The organism is uncultured Mailhella sp. (assembly GCF_905187505.1).
Classification (GTDB): Bacteria; Desulfobacterota; Desulfovibrionia; order Desulfovibrionales; family Desulfovibrionaceae; genus Mailhella.
The window spans coordinates 1-12,748 of record NZ_CAJJIC010000008.1 but is presented as its reverse complement, the minus strand read 5'-3'; the positions used below and the strand labels follow the sequence as shown (position 1 = coordinate 12,748).

8 protein-coding genes are annotated in these 12,748 nt (G+C 59.9%); 3 read left to right on the top strand and 5 right to left on the bottom strand.

Annotation, left to right across the window (positions count from 1 at the left end; genetic code table 11):
* Positions 1 to 168: 168 nt before the first annotated feature.
* Positions 169 to 2,244: a sigma 54-interacting transcriptional regulator gene (locus QZZ60_RS01885; RefSeq protein WP_295637064.1), complete on the top strand. Its 2,076-nt coding sequence runs from the start codon at positions 169 to 171 to the stop codon at positions 2,242 to 2,244.
* Positions 2,245 to 2,382: 138 nt separating this feature from the next.
* On the opposite strand, the gene mdoH is transcribed toward QZZ60_RS01885, so the two are convergent.
* Both mdoH and QZZ60_RS01875 read right to left on the bottom strand, forming a co-directional pair.
* Positions 2,383 to 4,848 carry a glucans biosynthesis glucosyltransferase MdoH gene (gene mdoH, locus QZZ60_RS01880; RefSeq protein WP_295637061.1) on the bottom strand — a complete coding sequence of 822 codons (2,466 nt, stop codon included), beginning with the start codon at positions 4,846 to 4,848 and terminating at the stop codon, positions 2,383 to 2,385.
* A 102-nt stretch (positions 4,849 to 4,950) separates the two neighbouring features.
* Positions 4,951 to 6,561, bottom strand: a complete 1,611-nt coding sequence (locus QZZ60_RS01875; RefSeq protein ID WP_295637057.1) for a glucan biosynthesis protein — start codon at positions 6,559 to 6,561, stop codon at positions 4,951 to 4,953.
* 291 nt (positions 6,562 to 6,852) lie between these two features.
* Here QZZ60_RS01875 and QZZ60_RS01870 point away from each other — a divergent pair, with 291 nt between their 5' ends.
* Both QZZ60_RS01870 and QZZ60_RS01865 read left to right on the top strand, forming a co-directional pair.
* Positions 6,853 to 7,824 (top strand): ABC transporter ATP-binding protein, encoded by a 972-nt coding sequence (locus tag QZZ60_RS01870; RefSeq protein WP_295637054.1) that lies wholly within the window; start codon positions 6,853 to 6,855, stop codon positions 7,822 to 7,824.
* 7 nt (positions 7,825 to 7,831) lie between these two features.
* Positions 7,832 to 8,980: an ATP-grasp domain-containing protein gene (locus QZZ60_RS01865; protein WP_295637051.1), complete on the top strand. Its 1,149-nt coding sequence runs from the start codon at positions 7,832 to 7,834 to the stop codon at positions 8,978 to 8,980.
* Between the two features lie 221 nt (positions 8,981 to 9,201).
* Here QZZ60_RS01865 and secF read toward each other — a convergent pair whose 3' ends face one another.
* From secF to yajC, 3 genes are all read right to left on the bottom strand, one after another.
* The gene (secF, locus tag QZZ60_RS01860) at positions 9,202 to 10,317 is read right to left on the bottom strand and encodes a protein translocase subunit SecF (RefSeq protein WP_295637049.1); all 1,116 of its coding nucleotides are present in this window, start codon (positions 10,315 to 10,317) and stop codon (positions 9,202 to 9,204) included.
* Between the two features lie 18 nt (positions 10,318 to 10,335).
* On the bottom strand, positions 10,336 to 11,916 hold the full coding sequence (gene secD, locus QZZ60_RS01855) for a protein translocase subunit SecD (protein WP_295637046.1): 1,581 nt from the start codon (positions 11,914 to 11,916) through the stop codon (positions 10,336 to 10,338).
* 117 nt (positions 11,917 to 12,033) lie between these two features.
* Complete coding sequence (gene yajC, locus QZZ60_RS01850; RefSeq protein WP_295637043.1) at positions 12,034 to 12,405, bottom strand: preprotein translocase subunit YajC; 372 nt, start codon at positions 12,403 to 12,405, stop codon at positions 12,034 to 12,036.
* Positions 12,406 to 12,748 lie beyond the last annotated feature (343 nt).

Sequence of the window (12,748 nt, the reverse complement as noted above, 5' to 3'; positions counted from 1 at the left end):
TTCCAAGAATGGAGTCGGAAGCATTTGTACGGATCGGGCGAAAAAATCGGACGATATTATGTTAACATATTGAAATCAATAAATAAGATTTAAACGGTACAAAAACTGAATAAAAATGTCCAAAATAGTATAATATGTCCATTCAACAAAAAAGCGGCGGAGCGCATTATGTCGAGCAGCGAATCCATGCTGGAAAAACGGGAACGGATCTTTGAGGAGTGGAAGAAATTTCAGAACGGCGAGGACGTGGATCTCTCGATAGTCAGGGATTTCGTCTACCGGTCATGGCTGCGCTGCCGGGCGCTTCACGTGGACCCTTTCCGCGTGGTGTACCGGGAACTGACACAGGATGAGCTGAACGAGGAGCTGAGCCGGTATGCCTTTCTTCTGGAAAGTTCCAGAGCCATCATGGAACAGATCTATTCGCTTATTTCCGATTCCCACAGCACCATTTCTCTGGCCACGAAAGACGGCGTCATCCTGCACACGCTGCCGCTCGACAGCATCATCAGCCAGAGGGGGCGCGTTTCCCGGGAGGAGTACATAGGCACGGTGGGGCTGGCCACGTGCCTTGAGGAAGAAAAGCAGCTGGAAATATTCGCTGCTGAGCACTACTGCACGGAGAATCATGACTTCGTATGTTCGGCGGCCCCCATTCGGGACAGGTCGGGCCAGGTGATAGGCGTGCTCGGCATCACTTCTCCCTGCGAGACGTTTCATCCCCACACGGGTGGCATGCTCGGAGCCGCGGTGTACGCCATTATGGAACAGCTCGGGCTGCGCGAACTTCTGGGCGAACAGAAGGCACTGCTTGAGCTTATGGATGAGGGTGTGATCACGCTGGATGCCGATCGCGCCGTGCGCTTCATCAACGCCAAGGCCATGGCCATGCTGCATCTGAAAGATGATCCCGTGGGGCGGAACTTCGACGGCGTCATACGATTCAGCGAGGCGGTCAAGTCTCTTCTCGACGCGAAAAGCGCCTTTCACGACGTGGACACCACGCTCATGGCCGAGGAGGCGGCTCTGACCATTCCCTGCGTCGTGTCCGCGGCGGTGAATCATTCCACGGGCGGCCTGATACTTACCCTGCGGGAGTCCGACCGCATGCGGGAGTTTGCCACGCGTCTTGTGGGGGCCAAGGCCACGTTTTCGTTCAGCGACATCATTGGAAATTCCGCACCCATGCAGGAAGTGCTGCATGAGGCCAGACGAATTGCGGAGTCGGACACCACGGTACTGCTGCTTGGAGAAAGCGGCACGGGCAAGGAACTTTTTGCCCAGTCGCTGCACAACGCCAGTCCGAGGCGCGGTAAGCCGTTTGTGGTGGTCAACTGCGGAGCTCTGCCGAGAGAGCTTATTCAGAGCGAGCTTTTCGGATATACGGAAGGCTCGTTCACCGGAGCCAGTCGTCAGGGAAAGCCCGGCAAGTTTGAACTTGCCGATGGCGGGACCATCTTTCTGGACGAGATAGGGGAAATGCCGCTTGACGTTCAGGTCAACCTGCTGCGCCTGCTTCAGAATCGCGAGGTTGTCCGTATAGGCGGACAGAGGGCGCGGCGCGTGAACATACGCATCATCGCCGCGACGAACAAGAACCTTTACAGGGCCGTTCAGATGCGGACGTTCCGTGAAGACCTGTACTACAGGCTCAATGTCTTTCCTCTGCACATTCCGCCGCTCAGGGAGCGAACGGGCGACGTGGAACTTCTTGCGCGTCATTTTATGCAGAAGTTTGCCAGGCAGGCCGGAAACAGCCTGAAGGACATTTCTGAGGAGGCGCTGGAAGCTCTTTCGGGCTATGAATGGCCGGGCAACATACGCGAGCTGGAAAACGTCATGGAGCGGGCGGTATACTTGGCGGGGGGCAGCGAGCTTGCGCTGAAGGATCTGCCGGAGAAAATTGCCGGAGCTTCAGGAAGAAACGACCGGAGGAGAGGAACGGATGAGTGTTCCGGCAGCGGCGTGCAGGAGCGAGCTGAGCTGGAAGCGGCGCTGAGGACATCGCGGGGACGCATAGCCGATGCGCTGAAGATCCTGGGCATGAACCGAAGCACGTTTTATTACAGACTCAAGCTCTACGGCATCCATCCTGCGGACTTTCGACACGTCGCAATGGAAGGTTCCGGCGAAGGGCAGGTTTCCGCGGCGGCGCTGGAACCTCTGCTTTCCCTGAATCATGAGGAGCTGGAGGCGCTGGCGGCACTGGCCCGGCAGCTTTGCCGGAACAGAAACGGCGTATGATGAACGGGGGGCCGGGAAACGTATGTTTCCCGGCCCCCCGTTGACATTGTGCCGGAGCTTTCGGGACGCACGTGCCGTCGTTCCGATTGCGGGCATTCATCGACGAAGTTTCGACGGACAGGCCTCCCCGACGGAAGGCTAGTTCTGTGCCACGCCCCAGTCGTGGCCCTTTTCTGGATTGAGCTGCCAGACTTTTCTGTGCAGTTCGTTCAAAAGACGCGGGTCCATGAGCAGCGCCGACTTTTCCTGCTTGGAAAGGCCGAAGGGACCTTTTTCCAGCGCCTTGGCCAGCAGGGCGCGGCGGGTCTTTTCCCTTTCTTCGCCGATGGGGCGTTCCCACTTGCGGCGACGGATGAGCGCGATGTGCAGGGCATGCACGCGGGGGATAACCACGGCGCGCGTGAATCCGCGGCCGCGTTCGATGGTGAAGGGGGAATACCGGTCGGGACGTTCAAGCTCCTTGTGCATGTCCGCCTGTTCCGGTTCGGCTTTGAGCTCCGAGGATGTGATGAACAGGCCCATGCGCTTGGCGGCAAGGCCCCAGCTGACGCGGCTCGTGAACACCGACAGCGGAATGGAGAGCACAAGACCGATGGCGATGGGGGAGAACCACACGAAGAAGCCCGGGTTGATGAGCCACATCACGCCGCCCCACAGAAGACCGATGAGCGTACCCCACCAGTGGAAGCGAATGGCGTCGCTCCAGCTCGTGCCGGTGTCGCTGCGGTTCTGCGTGTTCCACGAAACTTTCCAGCCGAGCAGCGTGGTGACCACGAAAAAGCTGTGGAAGAGCATTCTTACCGGAGCAAGCAGGGTGGAGATGAATACTTCGCCAAGCACGCTCATGCACATGCTGAAGGTACCGCCGAAGTTTTTGCCTCCTCCCTTGCGAAGGGTGAGGATGATGGCGAATATCTTGGGCATGAACAGCATGACGCAGGTGCTGCCGAGCAGCAGCAGCGCCCATTTGGGATACCATGTGGGCCATACGGGGAAGAGCGTGGGGCCGCTCGGGAAATAGGACGGCGGAATGAACGCTTCGGTGACGGCCTGAATGGAGCTGAACACCAGGAAGAACAGCCACAGAAGCGCCGAGGCGTAGGACATGATGCCGTTGATGAACAGCGCGCGATGCGTGGGGAATATGCCGCCGGAGAAAATGAGGCGGCTGTGCTGCAGGTTGCCCTGACACCAGCGACGGTCGCGGATGAGCTCATCGATGAGCGAGGGCGGGCTTTCCTCCCAGGAGCCGTCGAGATCGTAGGCCAGCCACACGCCGTAGCCTGCGCGTCTCATGAGGGCGGATTCCACGAAGTCGTGGCTCAGAATGTCGCCGGCCAGGGGGCCGCGTCCGGGGAGGGTGGGAAGCTGGCAGTGCCTTATGAAGGGATCCACGCGGATGATGGCGTTGTGTCCCCAGTACTGGGCGTCGCCGAGCAGCCAGAAGTGCAGACCCGTGGCGAACACGGGGCCGTAGAGGTGGTTGGCGAACTGCTGCACGCGGGCCACGAGGCTGTTCATGTTCACCGCGAGCGGCGGCGTCTGAATCATGCCCATTTCCGGATGCAGCTCCATGGACTTCACCATGCGCACCATGGTCTTGCCGCTCATGACGCTGTCGGCGTCGAAGACGATCATGTACTTGTACTGAGCGCCCCAGCGTCGGCAGAAGTCGGCCACGTTGCCGCTTTTGCGCTTGGTGTTGTTGCGCCTGCGGCGGTAGAAGATGTGGTTGAAGACGTTTTCTCTCTGACAGAACTCGTACCAGGCTTCCTCTTCGGCCACCCATGCGTCTGGGCTGGTGGAGTCGCTGAGAATGAAGATGTCGAACTTGTCGCTTTCGCCCGTCTGCACCAGAGAATGCCATGTGGCGGCGATGCCGGCCATGTATTTGCGCGTGTCCTCGTTGTATACGGGGAACAGAATGGCGGTTCTCGTGGAGTCGGGAATGATTACGGCGTCGCAGCCTCTCGTGGGCGTGAATCGGTCGACCTTGTTCGACAGTACCCAGCAGCCCGCCACGCACATCCAGAATCCTATGGAAATCCAGCCGAACAGTATGGCGAAGAGCACGGCCGTCATGATCTTGACGGCTTCTATGCCCTGCTGGGGCAGAATGCTGTACATGAGGTACGCGCCGATGACGGCGGGCACGAGAATGAGCGTCATGAGCAGGGTGCGGCGGCGGCCCGCCACGCGTTCCCATTCCAGCTGCTGGCGCTGCCTGTCGGCGCTGTCCTTCCAGGTGGCGCGCGCCGCCATGCCCGAAGGACGGAAAATGCGGAAAAGGCGGCTCAGCGTTTTTTTGAAGATGCTGAGCCAGGGCGTGCGGTCGAGCTCTTCCGCCAGCATCGAGCTGCGGGTCATGCTCGGGGCGGACATGAGGTGGGGAGCTTCATCGCCGGGAATGAGTTCGCGTCCCTTTTCGGCGAGAATGGCGTGCAGGCAGGCAAGCGCTTCGTCATAGCTCGGATGTTCGGATTCGCAGCGTTTCAGGCTTTCGAGCGCCAGTTCCACGCTTTCCTTCGGGGAGAGGGAAAGCCCGCGCGCATAGAGAAGAATGCGGTCACGGACCCGGAAATCCATGTCCTGATAGGTGTTCATGCGAAGACCTTTGAAAGAGGTTTAAGGGCGACGGCATGAAAGTGCGTTCGTTGCGTTCGTGCCGTCGTCGGGGCTCCGGGAGGCGCCCCGGAGCCGTTCCCGTCACTGCGGCTGAAGCTGCCAGTCGTAGATCCAGGTTTCGGTCAGAGGATCGGGCAGGTTTTCGCCCTTCTTGAGCAGCGCGCGGAAGCGCAGCATCACAGGCCCCTTGCGGGCGGACATGAGGCTCTGTATCACGCCGTCCTCCTTGGGAAGGCGCACGGTGAAGGTGAGTCTCCAGCCTCCCGTTGCCGGGTTGCGCAGAAGTTTCTTGTCGAGCAGCGGAATGGGCTCGGGAGTTTCCACGATGCTGGCAAGGCCCGTGTCTTCGGGCAGGGTGGCCAGCTCTCCGCCTGCGAAATCCACATGGAAGGTCATGGTGTCGCCGTTTCTGGAAATGCGGGTGGAGGTCACCTGCCCTCGGTCGTGCTGCTGGGTTTCAGGCTTCATCCAGTACAGTTTCCAGCTGTACATCTGCGTGTCGGGATAGCGAAGCTCGGCTTCCGGCTGATCGGGATTGTTCTTGTCGCGGGGCTTGTCGGGGGTCCAGAACGCCACGATGTTGTCGTGCATTTCGTCTTCCGTGGGGATTTCCACCAGGTTCAGCGTGCCGGGACCCCAGTCGCCTTCGGGCTCCACCCACAGGGAGGGACGACGTTCGTAGGCCGCCTCGATGTCCTGATAGCTCTTGAAGTCGCAGTCACGCTGCAGCAGGCCGAAGCCGCGGGGATTCTGAAGCGGGAACGTGTTGACGCTGAGGCGCTTGGGATTGGCGAGCGGACTCCAGAACCAGTGATTGTCGCCGTTGACGTAGAGCAGACCGTCGGAGTTGTGCACTTCGGGACGGTAGTCGCCGGGGCGTCCGTTTCTTTCCTCGCCGTAGAAGAACATGCTCGTCAGAGGGGCGAGTCCGATTTTCTGGATGTTCTTGGCATCCTTGCGGGTGAAGAGCGCGCATTTCACGTCCATGACGGTGGGAGCACCGGGCGTGATGACGAAGCGGTAGGCACCTGCCATGCTTTCGCTGTCCATGAGCGCATAGATGGTGATGTCTCCGGCGTCGGGGGCGGGCTTCACTATCCAGAATTCCTTGAAGTAGGGGAACTCCTCGCCCTGGGCCATGGCCGTGTCTATGGCAAGTCCGCGCGAGTAGATGCCGTAGTGCGTGTCTGCGGCCAGCGCCCGGAAGTAGGATGCGCCGAGGAATATGGCCACTTCGTCCTTGTAATCGGGCTTGTTGAGCGGATAATGCAGACGAAAGCCGGCAAAGTTCAGATTCTTTGCCTGCGCGACCTGCTTGGAGAGTTCTTCACTGCCGTACTGGAACAGCGAGGGATCGAAGGATACGTCCTCCACGCTTTCGTCGTTGACGATGTGCACGCGCACGGGTCTGTCGTAGTACAGCCCGGGATGGAAGAACTGTACGGTGAAGGGCAGGGATTCCTCGGCCCAGAGAGCCTTTTCCGGCAGGTAGCGGATGGAGCTCCATTCGTCATAGTTGAGCTTGGTGAGGAATTCCGGCACGGGAGTGATGGGAACGTACTTCGTTCCGGCCAGATCCTGCGCCTTGGCCTGCACGTCGGCAAAGGTGAAGGGCGCTGCGGCTTCGGCGGAAAGGGGAAGCGCGAAAAGGGCCGCGAGCATGCACAAAGAGGTAATCATGCGGTGAACCATACGAAATAACTCCCTGAAGATTGGGGATTTCATTGTCCGTAATTTGCGTCGTTGGAGCCTGACAAGCAAAAAGGAGCCGCGGCAGCTCTGACCGCAGCTTTGCGGCCGGCCGTCTTGTCGGCCGTAACGTTCTGAGCGCCATCGCGGTTCCTTGTCTTCCTTTCCTACTTAAAGCGGGAACGGCTCCATGTCCAGAGATTTTATCCCCTTGCGGCACGGGAAAGGCTAAGGTAGGATGTCTGCCCGGGCGGAAGTGCTCCCCCCGCGTGAAGAACAAAAACAGGAACAGGCATGGAAGCGTTGCTCGAACTCAGGCAGGTAAGCCGTGAATTTACCGTACAGCGAGGTCTTTTCGATCCTCGTCCGGCCAGCGTAAAGGCCGTGAGCGACGTGAGCTTTCAGCTGTTTCCCGGGGAGACGCTGGGGCTTGTGGGCGAATCGGGCTGCGGCAAGTCCACGCTTGCGCGCATGGCTGTCGGACTTCTTCCTCCTTCTTCCGGCGACGTGCTTCTTTCCGGCCGTCCCATCGGAGAATGGTCGGCGCTTGAGCGCGCAAGCCGCATTCAGATGGTCTTTCAGGATCCGTTTTCGTCGCTCGATCCGCGTCAGAGCGTGGGGGCAGGCATTGCCGAGCCTTTGCGTCTTGCGGCAAAGGCTGCCGGCCGGCCTCTTTCCCGAACGGAGTGGCGGGAAAAGGTGAGGGACGTGCTCGTGCGCGTGGGACTTCAGGGCGAACATCTCGACAGATATCCGCACGAGTTTTCCGGAGGACAGCGGCAGCGTGTGGCCGTGGCCCGGGCCATTGTGGCCGGCCCCGGCGTCGTCGTGTGCGACGAGCCCGTTTCGGCGCTCGATGCCTCGGTTCAGGCGCAGGTGCTGAACCTTCTTAAAGATATGCAGCAGAACATGGGCCTCGGGTATCTGTTCATTTCCCATGACCTCGGCGTCATAGGCTTCATGAGCGACAGAGTGGCCGTCATGTATCTCGGCCGTCTGGTGGAAGTGGCCGGCTGCGACGAACTTTTTTCCCATGCCGCGCATCCGTACACGGAAGCGCTCATGGCCGCCGCGCCGTCGCGTGATCCTTCGCGCCGCGGGCGTGGTCAGATTCTTTCCGGCGAGATGCCGAGCCCTCTTTCTCCGCCTGAGGGCTGCGCCTTCCATCCGCGCTGCCCTCATGCGAAACCGCTGTGCCGGGAAGAGGAGCCTCCGCTCGTTCAGCTCAACCAGGGGCATGCCGTGCGCTGCCATTTTCCCTTGTGAGGATTGCATGATCATTCTTGACAAACAGTATGTGTCCCGGGAGCTCCGGGAATATCTTGCCCAAAGCCGCGTTCCCGTGCTCCGCAACGAGGCGGCGCTCGCCGCCGCGCCCGAAGGCACGTTCCGTCTCGTTTCCGACGAGGAGGCCGACGCTCTTCTTGCCGAAGGCGACCGCATTTACACCACCTGCGAGAATTCCCTTTCCTGGGTGCTCAGGCACTCCCCCGACAAGGGGCTTCAGAAGGGCATTGCCCTCTGCAAGGACAAGGCCGCCTTCCGCCGCATGCTCTCGAAGATATACCCCGACTTCATGTTCCGTGAAGTGGCGGCCGCCGATCTTGAAAGCGTCGACTTCAGCACGCTGAAGACGCCCTTCATCCTCAAGCCTTCCGTGGGCTTTTTCAGCGTGGGCGTGTACACCATCTTCAGCGAAGAAGACTGGAAGAAGGCACTGGAAGACATACGCCTTCACTCCGGCGACTGGAAGAAGAACTATGATGAAAGCGTGGTGGCGAACACCCGGTTCATTCTTGAGGAATACATAGGCGGCGAGGAATACGCCGTGGACTTCTACTATGACGGCGAAGGCCGGGCCGTCATCGTCAACATCTTCCATCACGAATTTGCCTCGGCCGAAGACGTGAGCGACCGGCTGTACTGCTCCGGCGCGTCCATCATCCGCGAGCATCTTCAGCCGTTCACGGATTTCTTCAACCGCATGAACGAAGAGATGGGCGCGCGCAATCTGCCCATCCATCTGGAACTTCGCGTGGACAACGGCCGCATCATCCCCATCGAGGCCAATCCTCTGCGCTTTGCCGGGTGGTGCCTGACCGATCTGTCCCTGCACGCCTACGGCTTCCGCACCTACGACTACTTTCTGAACGACATTCGTCCCGACTGGGACGTTCTTCTGAAGGGAAGGGAAGACAGGATCTATTCGTTCATCGTGCTGAATCCTCCGGCAAGTCTCAAGGCCGGCGACGTGTTCAACTACGACAGGCTCTGCGCCTCCTTCCGCAACGTCATGGAGCTGCGTCGCATCGACTATCATGCCGGTCCGGTATTCGGCTTCCTGTTCACTGAAACTCTGGCCTCCGACCGTGCGGAGCTGGATCATATTCTGCACAGCGATCTTACCGAGTATCTCGACTGATTGAGGCGAGAGAGAATGAAAAGGGCGGCTTCCCTGCGGAGGCCGTCTTTTTTTGCGCCATGTTGCGCCGCCCGTTTTGGAGGCAGGAGGAGACCGCGGATGTCACGGAGCCTGAGGCCGGAGTCTGCGGCGGATGCGTTTCTCATCCGAAATTTCGGCATAAAAAATCCTCCGCCTTCCCGGGGAAAGGCGGAGAAAAAAGCGTTGCGGGCGCGTCGGCGCTACACGATGCCGTGTTCGCCGGGGCGTTCGTAGTCGTCCTTCTGTCTGGTCTTGGCGTGGTAGAGATTCACGTCGCCGAAGGCGATGAGAATGGGAGAGGCCACGAAGATGGAGGAGAAGGTGCCGAACACGATGCCGAGAGTGATGGTGAGGGCGAAGTTGTGGATGACGTTGCCGCCGAGCAGGTACAGGGCCAGGCTGGCCACCAGGGTGGTGGCGGAGGTCATGATGGTGCGCGACAGCGTCTGGTTCACGGACTTGTTGATGATTTCGCCCATGGAGGGCTTTTTCTGGGCATCCGAAGGCACGGCGCGGAGGTTCTCGCGGATGCGGTCATACACGACGATGGTGTCGTTGATGGAATAGCCCACGAGGGTGAGCAGGGCCGCGATGACGTTGAGGTCTATTTCCACGCCGAGCAGCGTGAGCAGGCCCAGCGTGACGACGACGTCGTGGATGAGGGCCAGAATGGCGCCCAGAGCAAAGTTCAGCTTCAGTTTCCAGCAGCAGATGAGCGTGATGATCATGCCGATGGCCACGCCCCACAGCCTGTTGAAGCCGAGATAGGCGGCGCCGTACACGGCTCCCCAGAGCACGAGGGCCATGGCTCCGGCCATGAACCAGCTGTATTCGAAACGGCCGGAGATGTAGACGGTGATGAGCAGCACGGCATAGAACAGGGACTCAATGGCCATGTTGCGCAGATCGTTGCCTACCTTGGGACCCACGGATTCCAGACGCTGTATGGTCGAGGCATTGTCGGGAATGCTGGACTTGAGCGCGGAAGAGACCTGTTCGCGCAGGTCCTGGTTTTCCCCTGAGGGCATGGAGAAGCGCAGCAGATAGTCACGGTTTTCGGTGTCGACCTGCTGCACGGTGAGTCCGGGCAGATCCACGTTCTGCAGTGCGGTCTTCACCTGCTCGTCGGGAATGGGCTGGGCGAACTCGATCTGCACCATGACGCCGCCGGCGAAGTCCACGCCGTAGCGCAGGCCGCCGTTCATGATGATGGCGACCAGACCGAGGATGATGAAGAAGCCGGAGATGCTGTAGGCTATGCGGCGGAAGCCGACAAAGTCGATGTTGGTCTGACGGGAAAGAAGTGCGAATGCCATGGGAAGAGCCTCTTTGGCCTAGATGCTGATTTTCTGGCTGCCGGTGCGGGCGACCCACATCTCAAAAACGGCCCGTGAAACGAAGACGGCCGTGAACATGGAAGCCAGAATGCCCAGCGACAGCGTAACGGCGAAACCGCGGACGGGGCCTGTGCCGAACTGGTACAGAATGGCCGCCGTGATGAGCGTTGTCAGGTTCGAGTCGATGATGGAAATGCTGGCCCGGCTGAAGCCGGCCTTCACCGCTTCCATGGCGGACAGGCCGTTTTTCAGTTCTTCTCTGATGCGCTCGAAGATGAGCACGTTGGCGTCCACGGACATGCCTATGGTGAGCACGATGCCAGCGATGCCGGGCAGTGTGAGCGTGGCGCCGAAGAGCGTCATGCCGGCAAGAAGAATGGTGATGGTGAAGCAGAGCATGACGTCGGCGACGAGGCCGGACAGGCCGTAGTAGAGCGGCATGACGAGAACCACGGCCGCCGCGCCCACGAGAGAGGCCTTGATGCCGCTGCTGATGGATTCCTTGCCGAGAGAGGGACCCACGGTGCGCTCTTCCAGAATGGAAACGGGAGTGGGAAGGGAACCGGCGCGGAGCACGATGGCAAGATCCTGCGCCTCTTCGGTGGTGAAGTTGCCGGTGATGGAGGCCTTGCCTCCGGCAATGCGGTCCTGAATGACGGGGGCGGAATACACCTTGCCGTCAAGCACGATGGCCATGCGCTTTTTGATGTGCTCGCCGGTGATGCGTTCAAAGTTGCTGGCGCCGCGGTTGTTGAACTCCAGGGCCACATAGGACTGGCCGAATTCGTTGAAGGCGGGGCGCGCGTTGGTGATGTCCTCGCCGCCCATGAGGGCTTCGGTATCGAGGATGATGGTGCTTTCCGTCTGCGTGCCGTACTGTCCCTTGACGATGAGCGGATAGCGCGCCGTGCCTGCGGGCAGCATGATGGCCGTCGGATCCACGTCGTCGCGGACGATGTGGAATTCCAGATGCGCGGTCTGTCCGATGATCTGAATGGCTCGCTCGGAATCGGTCATGCCGGGCAGCTGCACCTGCACCTGATTGTCCGACTGCTTGCGTATGTCGGGTTCGGCCACGCCGAACTGGTCGATGCGGTTGCGTATGGTGCGCACGACCTGTTCCATGGTCATGTCTTCGGTCTGCTTGCGGGCGGCGGGAGAAAGTTCAAAGGTATAGACCCGGCCGGAAGCGGTGCTGTCGGCGGAAACCTGCTGCAGGTTGGGGAACCATTTGCCGATCATGGCGTCGAAGGCTCCTGCCTGATCGGTGCGGGGCAGCGTCACCTCGAGCAGCCCGTCGGCGTTGAGACGCGGCTTCATGACGGTGATTTTTTCCTGTTCGGCACGGTCGCGGATGTCCTGACCGTTGACGGACAGCGTGTTCTGCACGGCCTTTTCCACATCCACGCCCAGGGTGAGGTTCATGCCGCCCTTGAGGTCCAGGCCGAGACTGATGCGGTCCTGCATGAGCGCGCCCAGAGGCGAATCGCCGATGGCGGGGATGTTGGGCAGGGCGTACGCAAGCACCACGAGCAGCACGATGAGGGAGACGGCCAGGCGCAAACGCAGAGCTTTCATGGTTGTATCCTTAAAAACGATAATAAGGCCGGAAGACCTTATGGATGAATAGCACAAAGCTCCACGCCTCCTTGCAGAAAAAGGGGGCGTGGAAGCGGAAGACTCGGTGTTTTTGCCTTATTTCTTTTCGGCGGGAGCAGGGGCGGCGTCGGCGGCCGTCTTGTTCATGGCCTTGGGGTCGTAGGTGCCGCTCACGAAGCCGCGGGGCATGCGGACCTTGGTTTCGCCGAGGTCGATGACGAGAATGTCGCCTTCCAGGTCGACGATGCGGCCGAGCAGACCTCCGGAGGTGATGACGTAGGAGCCCTTGCCCAGGGATTCAAGCATGGCCTTGTGTTCCTTGTTGCGCTTCTGCTGAGGACGGATCAGCAGGAAGTAGAACACGGCGAACATGAGGATGAGGGGCACGAGAGAAGCGACGGCTCCCATGGGGCCGCCCTGAGCGGCGCCGCCCGCGTTGCCGGCGGCGTAGGCAATGGAAGTGAACATTGAATTCTCCAGAATTGATTTTGCGGCAGGATGTCCGCGTCATTGACCTCATCTTCTTAACCTGTTGCGCCTTTTTACGCAATGGTTTAAGCGGGCAATGCCGTTCGTGGCGGGCATTCTTTTTGATTCGGGCAAATCTGAAAGGGCTGGACATTCCTTCCGATTGCGGGGACTATGCTGCCAGCAACATGAAGGCCGGGCCGTTCCCGGCACAAGGAGCGTATATATGGCCGTTATCGCCGATCCTGTGGAGCAGGCCCGCCTGCAGTCGAAAGTCCTTATCGAGAGTCTTCCCTATCTGCGTGAATATCATGGGGAAACCGTGGTCATTAAGTACGGCGGC

Excerpts from the sequence above, each read along its gene's own strand:
- QZZ60_RS01885 (WP_295637064.1), top strand. The coding sequence starts at position 169 with ATGTCGAGCAGCGAATCCATGCTGGAAAAACGGGAACGGATCTTTGAG.
- mdoH (WP_295637061.1), bottom strand. The coding sequence starts at position 4,848 with ATGAACACCTATCAGGACATGGATTTCCGGGTCCGTGACCGCATTCTT.
- QZZ60_RS01875 (WP_295637057.1), bottom strand. The coding sequence starts at position 6,561 with ATGGTTCACCGCATGATTACCTCTTTGTGCATGCTCGCGGCCCTTTTC.
- QZZ60_RS01870 (WP_295637054.1), top strand. The coding sequence starts at position 6,853 with ATGGAAGCGTTGCTCGAACTCAGGCAGGTAAGCCGTGAATTTACCGTA.
- QZZ60_RS01865 (WP_295637051.1), top strand. The coding sequence starts at position 7,832 with ATGATCATTCTTGACAAACAGTATGTGTCCCGGGAGCTCCGGGAATAT.
- secF (WP_295637049.1), bottom strand. The coding sequence starts at position 10,317 with ATGGCATTCGCACTTCTTTCCCGTCAGACCAACATCGACTTTGTCGGC.
- secD (WP_295637046.1), bottom strand. The coding sequence starts at position 11,916 with ATGAAAGCTCTGCGTTTGCGCCTGGCCGTCTCCCTCATCGTGCTGCTC.
- yajC (WP_295637043.1), bottom strand. The coding sequence starts at position 12,405 with ATGTTCACTTCCATTGCCTACGCCGCCGGCAACGCGGGCGGCGCCGCT.